We start from the raw sequence: 18721 nt of genomic DNA, 5'->3' as shown, positions 1-18721 counted from the left end.
AAGTATAACCCGATTTCTTTTTCGTTTGAAAAAAAACTTTCATTCTTATAAAAATGTTTACTTTATTTACAAAGCTTAAAGAAAAATTGGGGTTTAACTTAATGTTTCTTCTTTACCATAAGCATTAGAAAACATTAGGGAGGTACTATTTATGAACCAATTAAACCGTCAGCAGTATTCACAGTCTCAGAAGATGATGATATTTATTTTATCGATGTCTTTGTTCGGACTAGCTAATTTATTTACAGAACTATTACCTGAATTTGTAATAGGTCCTGTAGAACTTTCCGTTTCGTATCTTGCTTTTATTCCATTGTCATTAGTTATGCTGTTTCATCCTTTGTACGCAGCGGTTGGAGCTTCTGTTGGGGAAATTATTTTTGGTGATTTACTGTTAGGTGATTTTGGAGGAATAGGAGAATTAGAAGGATTTATAGAATTTACGCTTGCGATGTACATTGCTGGTTTGCTGGTAACTAACCTTAAGAGTAAGAAACAAATTGGTATTGCTGCAATTGTCGGAATTGGCATTGATCAAATGTTAAGTACGATCGTCGATGTTGGTAAGGTCTGGTTTGGAATTGAAGAAGTAGAAGCTGTGCCTGGACTGCCAGAATCGATTCTAGCCATTGAAGGGGTCAGCTTCCTGACAGAAATGGTTATCTCCGGAGTTATTTTTGGTCTGATTCCTACCCTGTACTTAATTCCAAGATTGTATGGAAAAATTGAACCTCTGCTCGGGATTAAGCCGCGCGAAGGCCGTGTCAAAGCCTCTATGACGGGATGGCTGTCGGTAAGGTTTGTCATCCTAGCGATTTTCCTGACCTTCGTAGGAATGGTTGCCGAATTCATGGCAACGATGGATATCAACTTTGCTGTATGGGAGCCTGAGTTCTTAGAACAGTTTGGTGAAGGGTATATTTGGCTGCCGATTTCTGCCGCTGCCATCATCTTCATTGTCGCTGTGTCAATCGCGGTAAAAATGATGGGATCTTCAAGCCAGTCTAAGGCAGGGAAGTCAGCATGAAGGAACCAATCATTACCATAGATCAAGTATCTTTTAAATATCCTGGAGGCTCCGAGTGGGTCCTCCAGGATTCCTCTCTTAGTGTGAATAAGGGGGAATTCTTAGCAATTATCGGCGGCAATGGAAGCGGCAAGTCCACGTTGTGCAAAACCATCAACGGACTGATTCCACATTACTATACCGGTGATTTCGAAGGTTCAGTACTAGTTGACGGGATTAATATGTATGATTCTGCCGTCTCCGTTTTGAGTCATAAAGTAGGTTACGTGTATCAGGATTTCGAAAACCAATTAATGCGTCCGACGGTGTTTGAGGATGTTGCTTTTGCCCCGCTAAACTTCGGGAAACCTGATTTTAAAGAAAAAGCCGCGTGGGCTTTAGATGTGCTGGGACTGACAGATATTAAAGACAAAAGTATTTGGCAGCTTAGCGGCGGTCAGAAGCATTTAACGGCGATTGCGGGCGTTCTAGCCTTAAATCCGGAGATTCTTATTATAGATGAGCCCGTTGCGCAGTTGGACCCCCATCACGCCAAAGAAATCTACGAAAAATTAAAATACCTTCAGCAAGAGCATGGCAAGACGATTATCGTTATTGAACATCATACCGAATTTATTGCTGATTTCTGTACAGACGTCGCGCTGCTCGATCAGGGAGGCGTATTATGGAAACACGATGTGAAAACGGGCCTTCAACGAATTGATGATCTTCTGGTCCGCCAGATTTTCCCGCCTCAGGTAACCCAGGCAGCTGTCGGAGCCAGGAATCCGGAAAGAAACGATCTGCCTATTACCATCAATGAAGCGGTGAATTACTTTGGGGATTACAAGAGGAAAGATGCTGCGAGAGGGAAGAGGATGCCTTCATTTGATGAGGATACAGAGGAAATTGTAAGTCTTGAGCATGTGAGCCACTATGCCAAGTCTTTGAAAAACCAGAAGATTACCATATTAGATGATATTGATCTATCGATTAAGGAAAAAGAGCGGATTGCTTTAGTCGGCACGAACGGAGCTGGCAAGTCAACGCTCATGAAATGTCTGGCTGGGATTATCAAACCTTCGGAAGGTTCAGGACAGATTGGACCGTATGAGCTTGAGAAGACATCGCTTGAGAAACTATCACAGGTCGTAGCGTACGTGTTTCAAAATCCGGAAGAGATGTTTATCGAGGATAGCATATCGAAAGACTTATCCTTCTTTGCCGATTCAAGAGAACTGAAAATGAATGACTTTCTCCAGCAGCTAGTGACTTCTTTCCGTCTGGAAGAGGTTATTGAGAAAGACGGCCGTTTACTCAGCGGCGGTCAGCAAAGGAGGTCCTCGCTAGCGATCGGACTTGCCATTCAGCCTTCGCTGCTTATGTTAGACGAACCGACCGCAAGCCTTGATGTGAAAAGCCGTCAGGAGATGGTCAGAACCCTGCATCAAGTCAGCGAACAAGTGAAAAGCGTGTTAATTGCTACCCACGATATGCAATTAGTCGCCGAGTGGGCCAGCCGAGTGATTGTTATGGATAAAGGAAAAATTATGTTTGACGGAGCTCCCGTGGACTTATTTGCACAAAAACAGATTTGTGACCGGGCGGGATTAATTCCTCCGCAAATTGTACAGCTTTCCAATCAGTTGAAATTAGATCCTGTAGCTTTATCCATCTCAGATTTTATGAACCATATAGAAAGGGAGGAGAGCTATGGAGTTCGTTAGCCGTTTGAAGAAAACATACAATTTAGAATGGATCAAACTGGAGCTTTTGAAAACAGCTTTCGGTAAGAAAGATTCCTATATGGGAAAAAAAGATCCACGATTAATCATGATCTGGTATTTTATTGTCAGTCTGCTGCCCTGGTTTACGTTTAACCAGACAATTCTTGTCGGTCTACTTGTCTATACGACGGTTATTTCGTTAGTTTCGCGCGTCAGTCCACTGATCATAGGCTTGTTAACTATAGGGGTCATCAGTGAATTATTTTACATTATTGTCTTAGTGTTATTGTTCGGAGGGGAATGGGCGGCATTTTCCTCACTAATTACCTTCACGATGAAAATAACGATTATGTCGATTGCAAGTATTGCTGCCTTTGCCAGCATGGACCCGGAGAAGCTGAGTGATGCGTTACTAAGCTTCGGTGTACCAGCTCAGTTCAGCTTTGCCGTATCTTATGGGTACCGCATGCTGCCTATTTTATTAGATGAGTACCAGCAGATTATCCTTTCGTTCCGCTTAAGAGGGAAAGCGCCTGTGAACGGCGGCTTCCTGAAGTGGAGAACCGTCTATTATTATTCTAAAATCGTTGTCAAAGCATTCTATCCGATGATGCTGAACACCGCGAAGAAAACTCGTACGACGGTAGAAGCTTTAGAGGTCAAAGGGTTTTCGTATTCCCTTCATAACAAAGAAGCCAAGAAACAAAAACTTTCGCACCTGAAACTGAAAACACAGGATTATAGATTTTCTCTGCTGTCCATCGCTATCTTACTCGTCATCTATGCAGCCGGAAACTATTATCCATTATAAATAGAAAAGAAAGAGGGATCTGATCATGAATATTGATTTCCACACACACGCCAATTTATCCAAAAAAATCGCCGTATCTACGGAAGAATTTAAAGAAAAAATGGAATCAGCCCATGAAAATGGACTTGATGCTGTGGCCATTACCGAGCATTTTAACGCCGAGAATTTCCTATCCTTTTATGAAGAAATGGAAGAGGTCTTTCCTTATCAAGGGGACCATTACCAGGTAGGTGAGTTAAAGGTTTTCCCTGGAATTGAGATTGATGTAAAAGAAACGGGCCACTTTTTAGTGGTGGGAGATCGTGACAGCATTAAGGAAATCAGAAAACGATTAATCGGTCACGAAGAGGAAGATCAGTTTATAAACGCGAAGGATTTAGTAGAATTCCTGGCTGACTATGATGTTCTTAAAATTGCGGCCCACCCTTATCGAGAATCTACACCGTGGGTGCACCACGATGAGGAGATCCTGCGTCAGTTTGATGCCTTTGATATTAATGGCAAGGATTTATTCAAGTACGGCAAGACGATGAAACAGCGAGTAGAAAATCTAGGCAGACAGTATGACACGCCAGTAGTAGGCGGCAGTGACACGCACCACTACCTGCAGTATGGATCGATCTACAATCGCTTCCCGGATTGTGATACCATTTCCGAGTTAAAAGATGCTCTTGTCAATCAGAACTATGAAACCGAAGTCTCTCCGTGTCTGGATACGAAAGTGCATTCAGCTAAAGTTGTGAAGAAAATGCTCAAAAAACAATCATCTTAGGAAAGTAAAAGTTATGGGAGATTTTTTAAAAGAGGATTATTAAGGAATAGGGCCGGATTGGTGGAGACTCAGGTTCGAGATAAATTGGGTCCGTTACTTAAAAGGTATAGGGTTGGTGGGGAAATAACTCGTCTTGTTCCATCACCCAGACACTCGAGACATAAGCCGTTCATCAACGGACGGTAATACCACCATCCTTTTGATGCTCGGCTTATGCTGTTCGTGTCTTTCGGGGTGATTGCACATTTAAACACTTTCCTATGGGGGAACGGTGAGCTTCCTCGCTCGTTTCACTCCCTGCGGGATCTCACCTAGTCCCTTCTCCCATGGGAGTCTCGCCATTTCCCCACCAACCCAGCCAAGGGAGAATAACGGACCCTTCCAGAAGAGAGAATCCTCGCCTTCTTAACTGGCCTTAAATGCTTCTATGACAGGCTATTTTTAAATCTTTATAGCATGAAAATAGCCTCATATTCACATGCTCTTTTTGCTCATCAAGAAGATTTCTTAAGTGGTTTCGAGTTTCAGATTTGGCAAGGTCCGGAGGGGGACGATGCAGACTCCTGTGGGATGAACATGATCGGTAAGATCCCGGAAAGCTTTAGCTTGAGGAGGCTCAGCATAGTAGAGGAGGTTCGACTAAGAACGCCACGTCGTGTGGCAACGTCGAACGACCCTGCGTCGTGCAGGGCCGGAAAGCGAAATCGTCCCCCGCAGGACCTAATTCTCTCAAAAGTCTCGAAATTGAGTCTTACAGTATCGGGAGCTTTAGTGTAAATCAACATGGAAGTTTAATAGAGCTATGTAATCAAAAAGCTGACCCCAGCTTCATGCAGGGGGTCAGCTTTTTCTAATTATTATTCAAAAGACTTCGCGCCTAAATAATGGTCCTGCCAGTAGTCATTCGTCAGGTCGGCGTATTCAATGCCGTCACTTCCGGCGTGAACAATCTTGTTATCTCCTACATAAATGCCGCTGTGAGAAGCGCCATCTACGTCATAAGTGCCTTCAAAGAAGACGAGATCCCCAACTTCGGGTGAATCAACGAATTCGCCGTTATTACTCCAATTCGCACGGTGCGTACGGGATAGGTCGATTCCGGCTTGCTCATAAGCATATTGAATGAAGCCGCTGCTGTCGAACCCGTCTGGTGTCGTACCGCCCCAGACGTAAGGGACGCCAATAAGATCTTTGGCAACCTCAGCTACTTCGCTGGATTCGGCATCCACTTCTCCAGAAGCTGATACTTCTTCTTCAGGGGCTTCTTCCGCTTCCTCTTCTACTTCATCTCCATCGTCATCTGACTCTTCGGTGGATGATAGAGCGGCCATTGTATTCGGTCCTGCTAATCCATCGACCTTGAGACCTTGATCAGCTTGAAACTCTTCCACGGCATCTTCCGTGATCGGGCCGAAAAGGCCGTCCAGGCTATATGTATAATAACCAAGCGATTGAAGTTCGGATTGCAGTGCCTCTACACTTTCGCCTTGATCTCCTCTATGGAGGAAGGAAATTTCTGAGGATTCACTTTCCTCTATTTGGTCTGGGTTCGCCTGCGCAAACACACCTTGAGTTGCCATAGGTGAGAGGACAATGGTCGCGGCCACGGTGGACGAAACCACATATTTTCGTACGGATGATTTAGATTTATACATTCAAACTCCTCCTTGTTGTAAATTCCTGTGGACGTTGGACAATTGAAGTTTGAAAGATGGTTCGTTTTTTATCGAGATTATGTATGGCATTTCACTTTGTTCTGATTTCTTTATGGATGCTGCGTATCTTTCAAACTAATCCTTAGTCTAACAGAGGAGTTCCTTCAGGAGGTTTCAAGCAGATTAAGCTAAGATGATAATAATTTTACAAAAATCTACAAAAAATTACAGAAGCGGTTTAAACACCGCTCCTGCAGCTTTAATAGAGATTTCCCTTGTCATCCGCATAAACGGATTGAATGATCGTACGCCGGAAAGGGTCCTTTTCATAGATTCCGTGAATATTCATCGTCATATTATACATTCCTTCGCCATGCTCAGGGAGAAGGAAGGTTGCTTCATTCGTTTGAGGAGCTGGCATATTTCCTAACTGGAGCTTGCCGTTTTTATAATAATTGATCGTGACTTCGGTTTGAAATTCCAGGTTGTGAGCGTTGATTTTGATCTTTCGGTCCTCACTGGAAAGAGCCGTGCTGAGTAAATCATTGAGCGGGCTCGTAAAGGTGGCCGTCAATAAGTAATGCTCTTGCTGGGGAGAGCTTGCTTCTAATGTCCACGCTCCTGGTTCAGGGTTTTCAACGGTCATCGTATGATGATGAGCTCCTTCGAAAAAAGTGGTTTCATCTTGAGTGGTTGTGAAATCCTCATGTGTGACGCCGCTCGGATCGGTGAGGCTTAAATGGGTGAAAGCCAGAGCCGTTGACCAGTTGAGGACCAGTTCCTGAACCCCTTGTTCCACATAGATGGTTTCTTTCTTTGTACCGATAAATTCTCCACCGCTTGTATAATTGCTGGCAGCGGGCTCCTGCACAACATGAGCTGTGCTCGCGGCCTTGTGATTTTCAAATGACGCCACCTGTTCCTGTAAGTAAGGGGCAAACACGTTGAACGTGGACGAGCCTTCTTTAATGGTCGTGTGGTTCCAGTCGCCGACCTGGATCTCGTTCGCATATTCGAGCTGAGAACTTGTTACCGTAACGGCTCCATCATTACTGCCGTACGATCGTAAGTATAATCCACCCCAGTATAAAGAGCTGCCGAAGCGGCCCCATTTCGTCCCGGCCAATGTGTAAATCGGAGTTTGATACACATTGGGCTGATTGTCCGTTTCAGAGCGGAAGTGGTTCATGCTGCCCGTCTGCAGGGAGTAGGTGGCTTCATTTTTACTTCCCAGTATATCAGCCAGCCAGCTGCCCCAGCGGCTATATGCTAAATCAGCTAATTCGGAGCCGTAATAAGGAGTGGCAAGGGTGATCATTCGTTCGATATAGGGATCTGCGCCATAGTGAACCAGAGCAGTCTGCGTATCCAGGCCGCCTTTACTATGGGCGACCACCACGAGTTTTTCTCCAAAATGCTGGTAAATTTCCTGCAATTTTTGAGCGAGAAGTGCTCCATTTTCCCACATATTCCGGTCCGGATATACATCGATAAAGGCGGTTTCGTAGCCGTTCTCGTAAGCGGTCGCGTACATATCATTGTCCTCATACCAGGTGTCAGCGGATCGATTAAATCCATGAATGAACAGGATCGGGCGTTTGGGGTCAGAGACGGGAGCGGGGGTTTCCCCGAGATACCACTCGCCGGGAGTGCCGGTAGCTTTATTTTTAAAAGTCCCTGTATAACGAAGGGGGAATCGCTTTTTCATATTGATCTCCTCTTTCATGAAAGTTTAGTGGTTTCATGAAGTATATCTAAGAAGGTTGCTACTTCTAGTATCGGGTGTGGAGGGGGAGAAGTGCAAGGAATTCCGGCCGTCATTTTCCACATAAAAAAGCGCCTGTCCGTCCGGGACAAACGCTGCGCACTAATAATGGATAAGTTGAATCGTGTAGGTGCCTCGATCGGTTACGAGGGAGAAATGATTATCGCCAAACTGGTACTGGCTAGAGTCCTCCAAAGGAATCTCATAGTACGTTGACGGGAGCGGCTGGACACTCACGGCATCCGTTTCCGTTCTGCCTGTGCCGTGCAGATGTAAAGCATGCATAGGCTCATAATCATCCATCCGTCTTGTATCTTTCGAATAATCAATGTGGTCTAAGTTCATATATACGGTATCCTGGTCACGGAGTTCATGCTTCGTAATTCGGATGGTCTTCCCGCTCCATTGCTGCAGGAGTTCGTTGAATTCTTCAATTGATAAGTTGCGCTCGTCCATGATGATCCCTCCTGCTTTTATAATCTCCAAGCTTTCAGGGAATCATGCGTGACTTGCACCGCGCAACGATTTTTTCGTTAAGTCTTCCGCTGCCATCAAGTATAATGATATGTACATACATATACCATCATTAAATGGGGGAGATGACCGTGAAAAAAGTGTGGATGCTGATAGCTGCCGGCCTGCTTGTTCTGTTAACTGCCTGCGTGCAGGGAGACGTAGCTGTAAAAATTAATAAAGACGGCAGCGGGGAAAGTACGATTACCCTCGGAATTGAAGAGGAGTCCTACAACCGGTTCGGTCAGCGTGCAGAGACTATGCTAAGCTCCGTGAATGATGAATTGGAAGCTCAGGGTTACACCGTTGAATCCTACACGGAAGACGGATACAGGGGGTTCAGAGCCACGCAGTCGTTTGAAGATGTTCAGGATATGCAGGTGATCCCTTCAATGGGAGCTGTTAGTGAGACGGGATCAGGAGCTGCCGTGAGTAATGTACCGCTCGATGTGTCGATGGAGGATGGATTTTTTACGAAAACGTACCGTGTAGAAGGGGAATTGGATCTTGAAAATTCCGGGTTGTTAGGCGGGATGCAGCAGCTCGTCTCGAATCAGCTGGATCTTACCTTTACCCTGGATTTGCCTATTTCGCCTAAGGATCATAATGCCGATGAAGTCAATGGCAATGTATTAACGTGGAATATCCAAACTGCCGGAACCACAGAACTCATGGTGGAAGCTGCGATTCCGAACGTTCGAAATATTATTTTGACCGCCGTTGGGGTTCTTCTGGTAGGTGTAGTAATATTCTTTGTGATTCGTAAGCGGAAGCGAACATCGTAAGTATCCCAGACGCCTCCGCCGGGAGGTTTTTCTGGGTCGCTTTTTAAAAAAATCCTCTGCATTGCTGCGACGTGTTCAGTAAGCTGCAGGCACGGCTCTTTATTCGCGCTCAAGTCCTCTTTCAAACGCAGCCAAATGGTTCACCGATGCATCCCTAAGCTGCGTAAACACCACTCTTATATCAGCAGGAAGTTCATAAGTTAAAAATTTATTATACATCGCTATATTATCAATTTCTCCTCGAACACCAGCCCCGTAGGCTCTTTTAATATTTTCAGGAGTGACTATGAATAGCTGGGAAATGTCTTCAGGTAATGGCACCTGATAACGTGCAAAAAGTGTGTTTAAAGCAGCGATGTGACGCATTTCGGCTTCTTTGATTCGTGCAAATGTACGTACATATCCAAACGTGTTTAAGATATCCTGGTACCTTGCCTGGGCGAGATATTCGTCCTGCATGGCATAGGTAAGCATCTCAGGAACCGTTAATGTGGCAGCATTCATCGCCCCCTGTGCTCCGAATTCCTCGATATTCTGTCTCTCATCTTCTGATGGTCCAGCACCCTTCATTTGAAAAGATAAAAACCATACCGCGTGATTCTGCTCATCAGCAGCTGCGCGCCGGAATATTTCTTTTACAGAGGGGTCCTGAGCGTGGTCTGCTATGTCTAAATAAAAATCAACCGTCTCCTGTTCATCATTGAAGGCAAAGGCAATGCCTTTTTTAAAAGAATCGGGGCATTGCTCTGTGATTTGCGGTGTAGGCTGGCCGCCCCCGGTTAACTGCGTATAGAGCCTGCGGAACTCGGTATAGTGCCGCTGTTCATCGTTGCGTATTTCCTCAATCCGTTTTTTAGTCGGTTTGTCCGGTGCAAGCTGGGCCAGCTTCTTATAGCAGGCGAGCGCGCTGTATTCACCGTTGATCGCTTTTTCAAGATCCTGGATTAATTTTTTTTGTGAACGCATAAGGGCGTGGTGGTACGAAGGGTAAGGATAGTAATTCATAAATAATGGTCCTCCCGGTAATTAAAGGTCCATCTATCTTATGCTTTTTTCTGGGTAAAGCGTGCAGGATTGTTAGTAAAACGAAAAAAGCAGCTTCCGTGTTTGGAAGCTGCTTTTCTGTTTAGTTCTCAGAAGAAACCATGTCAATAAAGTGAGAGAGAATGCGAGCGGTCAAGCCCCAGATCACTTTATCCTCATACTTGTAAAAATACTCCTCAAATTGGCGGGTCTGCCAGTTGTAATCCTTGCCACCTTCGATCAATTCAAAAGGGAAATTTTCCTTCGGTTTTGCCTCAAACCCCACGTGATGAATTTCAGGTTCAGTTTCCATTAAATAGGATAAGGGAACCGTAAATACATCACCGACTTCATCTGGGTTCGGATCCACGGCACTGTAAGGCTGATTGACGTAACCCGCATAAGGATAAACAATCATCCCAAACGGGGATACCATGTAATCCAGAGGATGAACGTGAAGCAGATCCCGTTCAGGTATGCCCAATTCTTCCCTTGTTTCCCTTAGGGCTGCCGCTTTTGAGTCGGGATCCTGCAGATCAATCCTGCCGCCGGGGAAACAAATTTCGCCCGGCTGTCTTCTCATTTTTTGAGAACGAACTTCAAACAGGACGTGTGTTTCATTGTTTTTCTCGATAAGCGGAAGCAGGATAGCGAATTTCACGAAATCTTTACTTCCAAGGATGGACGGGGTGTGCTTGCTTACTTTTTGGAGAAGGATTTCCGGATCCATAACTTCACCTCAAACTTTCTCTATCCTTACTATAACAAATGAACAACCTTCCGTAAGTCGGACATGCTTACATTATATTCAAAAGGAGTGGGTACATGTGAATGATAAGATCGAAGTCATCCAGGGGGATATTACCAAAATGGAGGTCGACGCGGTCGTGAATGCCGCAAACAAAAAGCTCGCAGGTGGTGGCGGTGTCGATGGTGCGATTCACCGGGCCGGCGGTCCAGCGATTATGGAAGAGAGTAAGAAGTTTGACGGATGCGAAACAGGTGAATCGGTGGTTACGACAGCGGGGAACATGCCTTCTGAAAAAGTGATTCATACCGTTGGACCGGTTTGGAACGGCGGTCATAAGAATGAGGCTGATCGGCTGGCAGACTGCTATCGTAATTCCCTTAAGCGTGCTTCAGAACACGGCCTACGAACCGTGGCATTCCCGAATATCAGTACCGGCATTTATGGATTCCCTAAGGATGAAGCTGCCGATATTGCGATTCGCACCGTTCAGGACTATTTACAGGACCACGAAGAAATCGAACACGTCTATTTCGTCTGCTTCGACGAAGAAAACAAACAACTGTACGAGGACCGACTGAGCAAATGATAGGAAAAGTCCCCTAACTAAAATATTCCACCTCAGGTCATCCAGATTCTGGATGACCTGAGGTGGAAATAAATGGTCTGATTTCCTTAGAGGGCTTCTTTGATGACGCGTTTGTAGTAAAGGACGGAAAGAAGGCCGAATATGGAGTACAGACCTGTATAAACGCCCATTACAATGAACATTGGAGTCCATAGTTCGGTTCCAAAGAAAAACCATCCTGATTGAACGGCAAAGTAGCTATGCAGAAGTCCAACCAACAGTGGAATGCCAAAGTTGAAAACCTGTTTGCCCTGGATGCCTCGCAGTAAATCCATATTAGTATAGCCAAGCTTCCTTAGAATCGTATAATTCGGACGCTCTTCTTCGCCTTCATCCATTTGTTTAAAGTAAAGAATGCAGCCTGAGGTAATGAGGAACGTGAGTCCTAAGAAACCTACGATGAACATCGTCAGTCCCATATTCTGTTTCAGATTTTTGGTGCTCGCATAATCGGACGTAGTCCCTACCTTACTGCTAAGGTCCAGACTCTGAAACACTTCATCTGCTTTTTTTATCTGCTCTTCAGACTCCAGATTAATACCAATATATTGGGAATGCTCTCCCTGTATCTTCGGATCTAGATCTTGAGACAGGCGGTTATAGACTTTTTCATCTACCACCGCAGTCGGCAGACCCCCTCCAGAAAAGTAACCAGAAAGGACGCTCTGTTTCGAAACCCCTAAAAAGTTTAAAGTAAAGGATTCTTCTTTTCCATTAAACACTAACTCACCGCTGTCATCCAATTGCATCATTTTCTGCAGAGCATCGTAAAAGCCAGTAAAAATCGTCTGGTTTTCACCCACGTCTATGCCTTCAACTTCCGTATCTTTTACTACGGCGAGCGTCATTTCACTAGCATCAAAAGCGAGGCCCTCCATATCAGCTCCAACAATATCCTCCACATTAACAGCAACCCTTAGAACTTCAAGCTTTTCTTTCGTGTAAGGAATCCCGTCGAGCTCTTCGGTAAACTCTTCCGCCTGCGCTTCTGTAACAAACGAGAAATCATCTGGAGTGCCATTTCCTGCTGAGTTTTCGGCAGAAAAGTAAGAAATATAGCTTAAGGACAAGAGTCCAATCGCAAGAGCGGAGACTGTGGTAATAATCGTCAGCAGCATCGCATTGGATTTCATACGGAACATGACCGACGACAGAGACAGCACTTCATTAATATTCATATAGCCCTGCTTGTTCCTGCGAATGATATTAGCGATGAAACGGACCGACCCTTTATAAAAGAAGTACGTGCCAATGATGACCGAAGCCAAAATAAAAACCATCGAGCCAAATAAGCTATTCATGGAGGTAATATTTCCAGAAAAAAGCTGGGAAGAAACATAATAGCCCGTGGCAATGAGTCCTAGCCCAAGAACCCCCATAATAATTTCGAATACGGAGATTCGGCCCACTCTGCTTTCCGTTTTGGAAGAGGTTCGGAACAGTGAAAGAATCGTCTGCCGCTGAATGAACAGGTAGTTCATCCCCATAATGAGCACATAGATACCGCCAAAAACACCCAGCGTCTGTACCATAGCTTTGAGCGAAAACCGCAGGCTGGCCGCCGTTTCTACATCCGTGATTTGGAACAGGATCATTAAAATCAGTTTCGAGACGGCAAAACCAAAAAAGATGCCCACGATCAATGAACCAAAATAAATGATTAAGTTTTCTGCGCTAAGAATGCGGAAAATCCGGTTTTTCGTCAGGCCAATCAGCTGGAACATCCCAATTTCTTTACTTCTCCGTTTAATAAAAATGTTATTCGCATAAATGAGGAAAACCGCGACAATACCGATTAATAATACGGATGCTGCACGGACAGCCGCGCCTCCTTTAAGTGTCCCCTTCGTACTATCCATAGCTGGATCATATTGCAAGGTGACGAAAGCAAAATAAAGAGCCACACTGAAAATCAGCGCGAATACATATAAGTAGTAATTTTTCAGGTTCTTTTTCAGATTGCGGAGAATGATCTGGTTAATGTTCATACTGCACCCCGCCGAGAACCCCTTGAGTTTTCATGATGTCTTTCAGAAAGGCGTTTCTCGTTTGGTCGCCTTTATTTAACTGAGTATAAATCTGGCCGTCTTTTATAAAAATGACGCGGCTAGAGTAGCTTGCGGCTACAGGATCGTGAGTTACCATCGCAATCGTTGAGGACCTTTTCTCATTCAATTCGCTCAGTTTATTCAAAAGGTCAGAAGCTGACTTCGAATCAAGCGCTCCGGTTGGCTCATCGGCGAAGATGATGCTCGGTTCGTGGATGAAAGCACGAGCCGCAGAGGTACGCTGCTTCTGCCCTCCGGAAATCTCGTTCGGATATTTATGCTGAACGTCTTCAATCCCGAGCTCTTTCGCTACCGCATCAAATTTCTTGTTCGCTTCTTTTTTGGAAACCTTAGCAATCGATAAGGGCAATAGAATGTTTTCCTTCACCGTAAGGGTATCGAGTAAGTTATATTCTTGAAAGATAAACCCGAGGTGATGCTTTCTGAATTCCGCCAGCTGTTTGTCTTTTCGGCCGGTAATTTCTTCTCCACTGATGGTGATGGTTCCGTGGCTGACACGGTCAATGGAAGAGAGGACGTTGAGCAAGGTCGTTTTGCCGGAGCCAGATGCGCCCATAATGCTGACAAACTCTCCTTTTTCAATGCTCATGTCGATTCCCATGAGGACGTGCTGCTTGGTAAATTTGTTGCCGTAGCTTTTATGAATTTTGTGCCCTTCTAGAATATTCATCTCGCTTCCCCCTTTATTGGTTAATTCCATTGTATAAATCTTCTTTTCATTTTTCCTTTTATTTATCTAACAATAGGGCGAAAGAAAGTGACATTTTTGTCACACCAGTCTATAATCTATGGTGCTTCAGGAGAGTCTAAAAAGCAAAAAAGCTTGTAAAAGAAGTTGGTCTTTTTACAAGCTTGATCACTCTGTACCTTATTCTTGTATTATTCAAAAAATTAGATGCCTCTGATATCCACAAAATCATTCCGTTTAGGAAATGTCAGCGTAAACGTCGTTCCCTGTCCAAGCGTAGAGTCGACCTCTATGTTGATGTGCAGGGAATCCGCAGCTTTTCGAGTTAAATACAGCCCCATCCCAGTGGCAGCATGATCATGGTGAGCCATCGTTGACGTGAACCCTTTATCAAAAATCCGCGGCAGATCTCTTGAATCAATCCCGCGTCCTGTATCGTTGACGGAAAGCTTCGTTTGTCCGTTCTCTTTAAAGCTTCGCACTGAAATGTCAGATGCTTCGCTGTATTTAACCGCATTACTTAGAAGCTGGCGGAGCATAAAAGCGAGCCACTTACTGTCGGATAATACGGACTCCACTTCCAAGTCGATATCAAAGCCAATTCCTTTTTGGATACACCAGGATTGCAGCGTTTTTAATTCAGAGAATACCAGGGGCTCCAGCTTGATTTCTTCCATGTACAAATCATTTTCGATAAAAGGCATCCGTTTTCTATGAAGCTGCTGATCCAGCAGTAAGTGAATTCTCAACCATTCGTAGGTGAGCTGGGAGCGTGTTTTTTGATCGCTGATTCGATCAAAGATTAAATGCATCGACGTCAGCGGAGTCTTGACTTCATGAATCCAGGCGAGCATGTCGTCTTTTTCCTGCTCTAACATCGATTGGTTGTGGGCCGATTCCTTTTTAAATCGTTCCATTTGTTCAATCATATTGGTCTCGATAATTTTTTCGAAGGGGCTTTCTCCGTCCGGCAGGGTGGTCAAATCCAAATCTGGCACTCTATGTTCCATCTCTTTAAAGAATTTGGTTTCCTTTTGATACCGGATAAATAAAAAAATCAGAAATACGAGAGACGATAAAAACGTGTAGTAGTACATGGAGCTTAGAGGTACGTTCTTATCTACATAGGCTATTAAGAGAGCGAGAAGCTGCAGAGTGAGAAAGAAAATAATCCAGCTGATTTTTTCTTTGAGAAACTTGCGAATCATGATTCTGCCTTTTCGACGGCCGTATAGCCTTGCCCGACTTTTGTTTGGATTGAATCGCCAAGGCCGATGTCAGCTAGTTTTTTTCGTAAACGATTCACGTTGACCGTAAGCGTGTTATCACTGACAAAGCGCTCATCTTCCCATAAGCTTTTAATTAAATCCTCGCGGCTGACAATTTTATTTTTTCGTTCGACGAGCAGCTTCAGGATCAACATTTCGTTTTTGGTAAGTTCAATGATTTGCGCGTCATATTGAACCCGGTTGCGCTCGTAATCAATGGTCGCGCCCAGCCACGTTTTCAGAGCAGGAGGCTCCGTATTGTAATTATAAACACGTCGGAGGACGGCCTGAATTTTTGCAATTAAGACTTCAAAATGAAAAGGCTTCTGTACAAAATCATCGGCGCCAAGGTTCATAGACATGACCATATCTGTCGGATGGTCACGGGAAGATAAAAAGATAATCGGGACGTTGGAATGTTCCCGGATCATGCGGCACCAGTGGAATCCGTCGTATTTGGGCAGCTGGATATCAATAATCACGAGATGCGGCGTGGTGGCGGTGAATGCTTCCATCACTTTATTAAAATCAGTAATCCCATGGACCTGGTAGGACCACTGGGCTAAACGTTCTTTCATTTCGGAGAATAGGGTCGAATCGTCTTCGACTAATAGGATTTTAAACACGAAGGGTCACCACTCTTTTCCATTTTTCTGACTAAGGAAAGTATAGCAAAAATTTGGGGAGTTGCTATAGAGATGGAATAGGATTTTGACGAGAAGTTTGTTCTGCTAAAATCAGCCAGTCATTGTCATAATCAACATGAAAAGTAGCATCGTTCCCGTTGCGCACATAAACAGAAATCCGTTGATTTTCCGATCTTCTTCAAAATATAGTCTATACCCTTGTGTAAACGCAAAGATCATACTACCTGTAGACCAGTAACCCACTAGAGAGCCAAAGTCGCCGTTTACTATATCAATAATAAATAAGATAGTAGAGAGGGTCATAATAATTTGCCCTAAGTTCTTCATGAACCTGTTCACTATATAACCTCTCCTTGTATTTTTAAGCTAAAATAATAAAGCTGAAGATCTTTGCTTTGAAACGTTCTTTGTTTATATAAAAATACCATAATATAACAATAATTAAAAAAGAGATCTCCATACAATTCTCTCTATAAAAATTGCGATTGGCTCTGTTAGCTTACACATTCACTAACTTTAATTGAAATTTTCTAAAAATAGAGACCTCACTCTTTAAAAGTACCTTCGTTACACGTACAATGAATACTAATATCTAATCCTTTGTTCATTTAAAGAATAGATGTAAACAAAGACACGAAAAGGAGATTTGTCCTATGACTCATTCATTAACTACTGTAGAAAGTCGCATTAAAAAGCAAAAACCAGATAGCGGCCAAATCCCTTTTGGCAGAACATTCACGGACCATATGTTTGTGATGGATTATGAAGAAAGCAAAGGGTGGCATGAGCCGAGAATCGTACCTTATGAACCTTTGACTCTTGATCCGGCTGCCATGATTTTTCATTACGGTCAAACTGTGTTTGAGGGCTTGAAAGCGTATCGTACCGATGATGGCCGTGTACTGCTATTCAGACCGGAAAAAAACTTTGAGCGTTTGAATCTTTCCAGCGAACGTTTGAGCATTCCGCCGATTGATGAAGATGCAGTCATGGATTACTTGAAGAAGCTGATCCACTTGGAGAGAGAATGGGTGCCGGAATTTGAGGGGACGTCCTTATACATCCGTCCGTTCATCATTGCAACGGAACCAAGTCTTGCCGTGGCTCCTTCAAAATCGTATAAATTTATGATTATTCTTTCGCCGGTAGGACCTTACTTTTCTGGAGGCATTCGTCCGGTTACGATTAACGTTGAAGAGGAATTTACGCGTGCGGTTAAGGGCGGAACCGGAATGGCAAAAACGGCAGGGAACTACTCTTCCGGTTATCAGGCGCAGGCGAAAGCCAGCAAAGAAGGGAATGCTGATGTGCTTTGGCTGGACGGCGTAGAGAAGCGATACATTGAAGAGGTAGGCAGTATGAATATCTTCTTCAAGATTGATGGAGAGATCGTGACGCCGGCTTTAAGCGGGAGTATTCTGAGAGGGATTACCCGGACATCTATCCTTGAGTTGTTGGAGGAATGGGGCTGGACCGTGAACGAGAGAAGAATCTCAATCGATGAATTGTATCAATACTATGAAGAAGGTAAATTGGAAGAAGCATTTGGGGCAGGCACAGCTGCTGTCATTTCTCCGGTAGGGGAATTCAATTGGCTCGGCAAGAAAATGGTTATCAATGACCATGAGATCGGACCAGTAGCTCAGAAGCTCTATGATACCGTAACCGGAATCCAGCGAGGAAGAAAAGAAGACGATCACGGCTGGACCGTCGAAATCTAAAACCTAATTTATCCATACAAATAATTCCACCTCAGGTCATCCAATATCTGGATGACCTGAGGTGGAAATTTTTTGCTCTTTTAGTTATTTCATATAGTTGCTGATGTCTCCGGTTTTTGGATCGACGAGGTACCAGCCATGGGTAGCGGTATGGTTATCTACGACCTCATAGACGTGCACGAGATACTCGCGATCGACCATACGGTCATATTCTACTTTCATATTCGGTTCGTTTTCCAGATCTTTATATTTCCTGACCATTGTTTCTGCCTCTTGCTTCGTTACTCCATCAGCTACAGGACCAGATTTTTCCCCATCCTCATATACTTGCACTTCGGATCCGATTGGGAGATTGCGAGGGTTTATGCCCGGGTTCAACTCGTACAAGTCTTCAAGCGTTACTCCTTTATGAAGGTTCGCAATGCTGTACAGCGTTTCTCCCGGCTCTACGGTATGATAAATTTCCTGTGAACCTTGATCATCAGGCGGGCTGACTCTCACTTCAGAACCAATCTGCAGATTCCAAGGGTCGATGCCAGGATTCCATTCAAATAATTCTGTGAGTGTAACTCCCTCGTGAAGGTTTGCGATGCTGTACAGGGTACTTCCAGGAGTTACGGTGTGGAAATCTTCTGTAGGCTCTTCTTCACGTATGGTTTCATCTGTTTTAACTATAATTTTCGAACCTGGCTGAATGACATCCGCATCAATACCTGGGTTCCATTTGTATAAATCTTCTACGGTCACATCACTATATTCCTGAGCAATACTCCATAGCGTGTCTCCCCGTTCAAAGGTCACCTTCGAATTCTCTGCTGATGCACTGGTTGCACCAACCCCAAACGTCATTCCGGCCGCTAATAACGGCACAAGATATTTTGTTTTTTTCATACAG

General features: G+C 44.3%; 18 protein-coding genes. 7 read left to right on the top strand and 11 right to left on the bottom strand.

From position 1 onward, the window contains the following. The first annotated feature begins 151 nt into the window (after window positions 1-151). From ACTWPM_RS16510 to ACTWPM_RS16495, 4 genes are read left to right on the top strand one after another with little or no spacing between them, the layout of a single operon-like run. Window positions 152-1027, top strand: a complete 876-nt coding sequence (locus tag ACTWPM_RS16510) for a cell division protein FtsQ (RefSeq protein WP_443134126.1) — start codon at window positions 152-154, stop codon at window positions 1025-1027. Beyond that, window positions 1024-2733, top strand: a complete 1710-nt coding sequence (locus tag ACTWPM_RS16505) for an ABC transporter ATP-binding protein (RefSeq protein ID WP_443134125.1) — start codon at window positions 1024-1026, stop codon at window positions 2731-2733. The genes ACTWPM_RS16510 and ACTWPM_RS16505 overlap by 4 nt, the downstream gene beginning before the upstream one ends. Next, window positions 2720-3544 carry an energy-coupling factor transporter transmembrane component T family protein gene (locus tag ACTWPM_RS16500; RefSeq protein WP_443134124.1) on the top strand — a complete coding sequence of 275 codons (825 nt, stop codon included), beginning with the start codon at window positions 2720-2722 and terminating at the stop codon, window positions 3542-3544. Before ACTWPM_RS16505 ends, ACTWPM_RS16500 begins: the two co-directional genes overlap by 14 nt. Window positions 3545-3569: 25 nt before the next feature. Then, a complete protein-coding gene (locus ACTWPM_RS16495; protein WP_443134123.1) occupies window positions 3570-4316 on the top strand; it encodes a PHP domain-containing protein in 747 nt (248 codons plus the stop codon). A gap of 857 nt (window positions 4317-5173) precedes the next feature. Here ACTWPM_RS16495 and ACTWPM_RS16490 read toward each other — a convergent pair. The 3 genes from ACTWPM_RS16490 to ACTWPM_RS16480 form a co-directional block, all read right to left on the bottom strand. Beyond that, entirely contained in the window at window positions 5174-5971 is a 798-nt protein-coding gene (locus ACTWPM_RS16490; RefSeq protein WP_443134122.1) for a C40 family peptidase, read from the bottom strand. 259 nt (window positions 5972-6230) lie between these two features. Continuing rightward, window positions 6231-7679 carry an esterase/lipase family protein gene (locus tag ACTWPM_RS16485; protein WP_443134121.1) on the bottom strand — a complete coding sequence of 483 codons (1449 nt, stop codon included), beginning with the start codon at window positions 7677-7679 and terminating at the stop codon, window positions 6231-6233. A 159-nt stretch (window positions 7680-7838) separates the two neighbouring features. Beyond that, window positions 7839-8192, bottom strand: a complete 354-nt coding sequence (locus tag ACTWPM_RS16480; protein WP_443134120.1) for a hypothetical protein — start codon at window positions 8190-8192, stop codon at window positions 7839-7841. 149 nt (window positions 8193-8341) lie between these two features. Between ACTWPM_RS16480 and ACTWPM_RS16475 the strand changes: the two genes are divergently transcribed. Then, window positions 8342-9034 carry an LppM family (lipo)protein gene (locus ACTWPM_RS16475; RefSeq protein WP_443134119.1) on the top strand — a complete coding sequence of 231 codons (693 nt, stop codon included), beginning with the start codon at window positions 8342-8344 and terminating at the stop codon, window positions 9032-9034. A 99-nt stretch (window positions 9035-9133) separates the two neighbouring features. Here the strand turns inward: ACTWPM_RS16475 and ACTWPM_RS16470 are convergent, their stop codons facing one another. Next, window positions 9134-10039, bottom strand: coding sequence for a ferritin family protein (locus tag ACTWPM_RS16470; RefSeq protein ID WP_443134118.1), 906 nt, complete (start codon window positions 10037-10039; stop codon window positions 9134-9136). 121 nt (window positions 10040-10160) lie between these two features. Continuing rightward, window positions 10161-10787 (bottom strand): NUDIX hydrolase, encoded by a 627-nt coding sequence (locus ACTWPM_RS16465; RefSeq protein WP_443134117.1) that lies wholly within the window; start codon window positions 10785-10787, stop codon window positions 10161-10163. A gap of 97 nt (window positions 10788-10884) precedes the next feature. Here ACTWPM_RS16465 and ACTWPM_RS16460 point away from each other — a divergent pair, with 97 nt between their 5' ends. After that, window positions 10885-11394, top strand: coding sequence for an O-acetyl-ADP-ribose deacetylase (locus ACTWPM_RS16460; RefSeq protein ID WP_443134116.1), 510 nt, complete (start codon window positions 10885-10887; stop codon window positions 11392-11394). A gap of 86 nt (window positions 11395-11480) precedes the next feature. On the opposite strand, the gene ACTWPM_RS16455 is transcribed toward ACTWPM_RS16460, so the two are convergent. From ACTWPM_RS16455 to ACTWPM_RS16435, 5 genes are all read right to left on the bottom strand, one after another. After that, window positions 11481-13421 carry an FtsX-like permease family protein gene (locus tag ACTWPM_RS16455; protein WP_443134115.1) on the bottom strand — a complete coding sequence of 647 codons (1941 nt, stop codon included), beginning with the start codon at window positions 13419-13421 and terminating at the stop codon, window positions 11481-11483. Further along, window positions 13411-14172, bottom strand: a complete 762-nt coding sequence (locus ACTWPM_RS16450; RefSeq protein ID WP_443134114.1) for an ABC transporter ATP-binding protein — start codon at window positions 14170-14172, stop codon at window positions 13411-13413. The genes ACTWPM_RS16455 and ACTWPM_RS16450 overlap by 11 nt, the downstream gene beginning before the upstream one ends. Window positions 14173-14393: 221 nt before the next feature. Next, window positions 14394-15398, bottom strand: coding sequence for a sensor histidine kinase (locus ACTWPM_RS16445; protein ID WP_443134113.1), 1005 nt, complete (start codon window positions 15396-15398; stop codon window positions 14394-14396). Continuing rightward, window positions 15395-16084: a response regulator transcription factor gene (locus tag ACTWPM_RS16440; protein WP_443134112.1), complete on the bottom strand. Its 690-nt coding sequence runs from the start codon at window positions 16082-16084 to the stop codon at window positions 15395-15397. Before ACTWPM_RS16440 ends, ACTWPM_RS16445 begins: the two co-directional genes overlap by 4 nt. Window positions 16085-16195: 111 nt before the next feature. Beyond that, complete coding sequence (locus ACTWPM_RS16435; RefSeq protein WP_443134111.1) at window positions 16196-16444, bottom strand: hypothetical protein; 249 nt, start codon at window positions 16442-16444, stop codon at window positions 16196-16198. Window positions 16445-16758: 314 nt separating this feature from the next. Here ACTWPM_RS16435 and ACTWPM_RS16430 point away from each other — a divergent pair, with 314 nt between their 5' ends. Next, window positions 16759-17826 carry a branched-chain amino acid aminotransferase gene (locus tag ACTWPM_RS16430; protein WP_443134110.1) on the top strand — a complete coding sequence of 356 codons (1068 nt, stop codon included), beginning with the start codon at window positions 16759-16761 and terminating at the stop codon, window positions 17824-17826. Window positions 17827-17910: 84 nt separating this feature from the next. On the opposite strand, the gene ACTWPM_RS16425 is transcribed toward ACTWPM_RS16430, so the two are convergent. Beyond that, window positions 17911-18717, bottom strand: coding sequence for a LysM peptidoglycan-binding domain-containing protein (locus ACTWPM_RS16425; protein WP_443134109.1), 807 nt, complete (start codon window positions 18715-18717; stop codon window positions 17911-17913). Window positions 18718-18721 lie beyond the last annotated feature (4 nt).

The sequence above is a fragment of the Halobacillus sp. K22 genome (assembly GCF_052246795.1).
Lineage (GTDB): Bacteria > Bacillota > Bacilli > Bacillales > Halobacillaceae > Halobacillus.
This window is presented reverse-complemented; position numbering and strand designations above follow the sequence as displayed.

Excerpts from the sequence above, each read along its gene's own strand:
- ACTWPM_RS16510 (WP_443134126.1), top strand. The coding sequence starts at position 152 with ATGAACCAATTAAACCGTCAGCAGTATTCACAGTCTCAGAAGATGATG.
- ACTWPM_RS16505 (WP_443134125.1), top strand. The coding sequence starts at position 1,024 with ATGAAGGAACCAATCATTACCATAGATCAAGTATCTTTTAAATATCCT.
- ACTWPM_RS16500 (WP_443134124.1), top strand. The coding sequence starts at position 2,720 with ATGGAGTTCGTTAGCCGTTTGAAGAAAACATACAATTTAGAATGGATC.
- ACTWPM_RS16495 (WP_443134123.1), top strand. The coding sequence starts at position 3,570 with ATGAATATTGATTTCCACACACACGCCAATTTATCCAAAAAAATCGCC.
- ACTWPM_RS16490 (WP_443134122.1), bottom strand. The coding sequence starts at position 5,971 with ATGTATAAATCTAAATCATCCGTACGAAAATATGTGGTTTCGTCCACC.
- ACTWPM_RS16485 (WP_443134121.1), bottom strand. The coding sequence starts at position 7,679 with ATGAAAAAGCGATTCCCCCTTCGTTATACAGGGACTTTTAAAAATAAA.
- ACTWPM_RS16480 (WP_443134120.1), bottom strand. The coding sequence starts at position 8,192 with ATGGACGAGCGCAACTTATCAATTGAAGAATTCAACGAACTCCTGCAG.
- ACTWPM_RS16470 (WP_443134118.1), bottom strand. The coding sequence starts at position 10,039 with ATGAATTACTATCCTTACCCTTCGTACCACCACGCCCTTATGCGTTCA.
- ACTWPM_RS16465 (WP_443134117.1), bottom strand. The coding sequence starts at position 10,787 with ATGGATCCGGAAATCCTTCTCCAAAAAGTAAGCAAGCACACCCCGTCC.
- ACTWPM_RS16455 (WP_443134115.1), bottom strand. The coding sequence starts at position 13,421 with ATGAACATTAACCAGATCATTCTCCGCAATCTGAAAAAGAACCTGAAA.
- ACTWPM_RS16450 (WP_443134114.1), bottom strand. The coding sequence starts at position 14,172 with ATGAATATTCTAGAAGGGCACAAAATTCATAAAAGCTACGGCAACAAA.
- ACTWPM_RS16445 (WP_443134113.1), bottom strand. The coding sequence starts at position 15,398 with ATGATTCGCAAGTTTCTCAAAGAAAAAATCAGCTGGATTATTTTCTTT.
- ACTWPM_RS16430 (WP_443134110.1), top strand. The coding sequence starts at position 16,759 with ATGACTCATTCATTAACTACTGTAGAAAGTCGCATTAAAAAGCAAAAA.
- ACTWPM_RS16425 (WP_443134109.1), bottom strand. The coding sequence starts at position 18,717 with ATGAAAAAAACAAAATATCTTGTGCCGTTATTAGCGGCCGGAATGACG.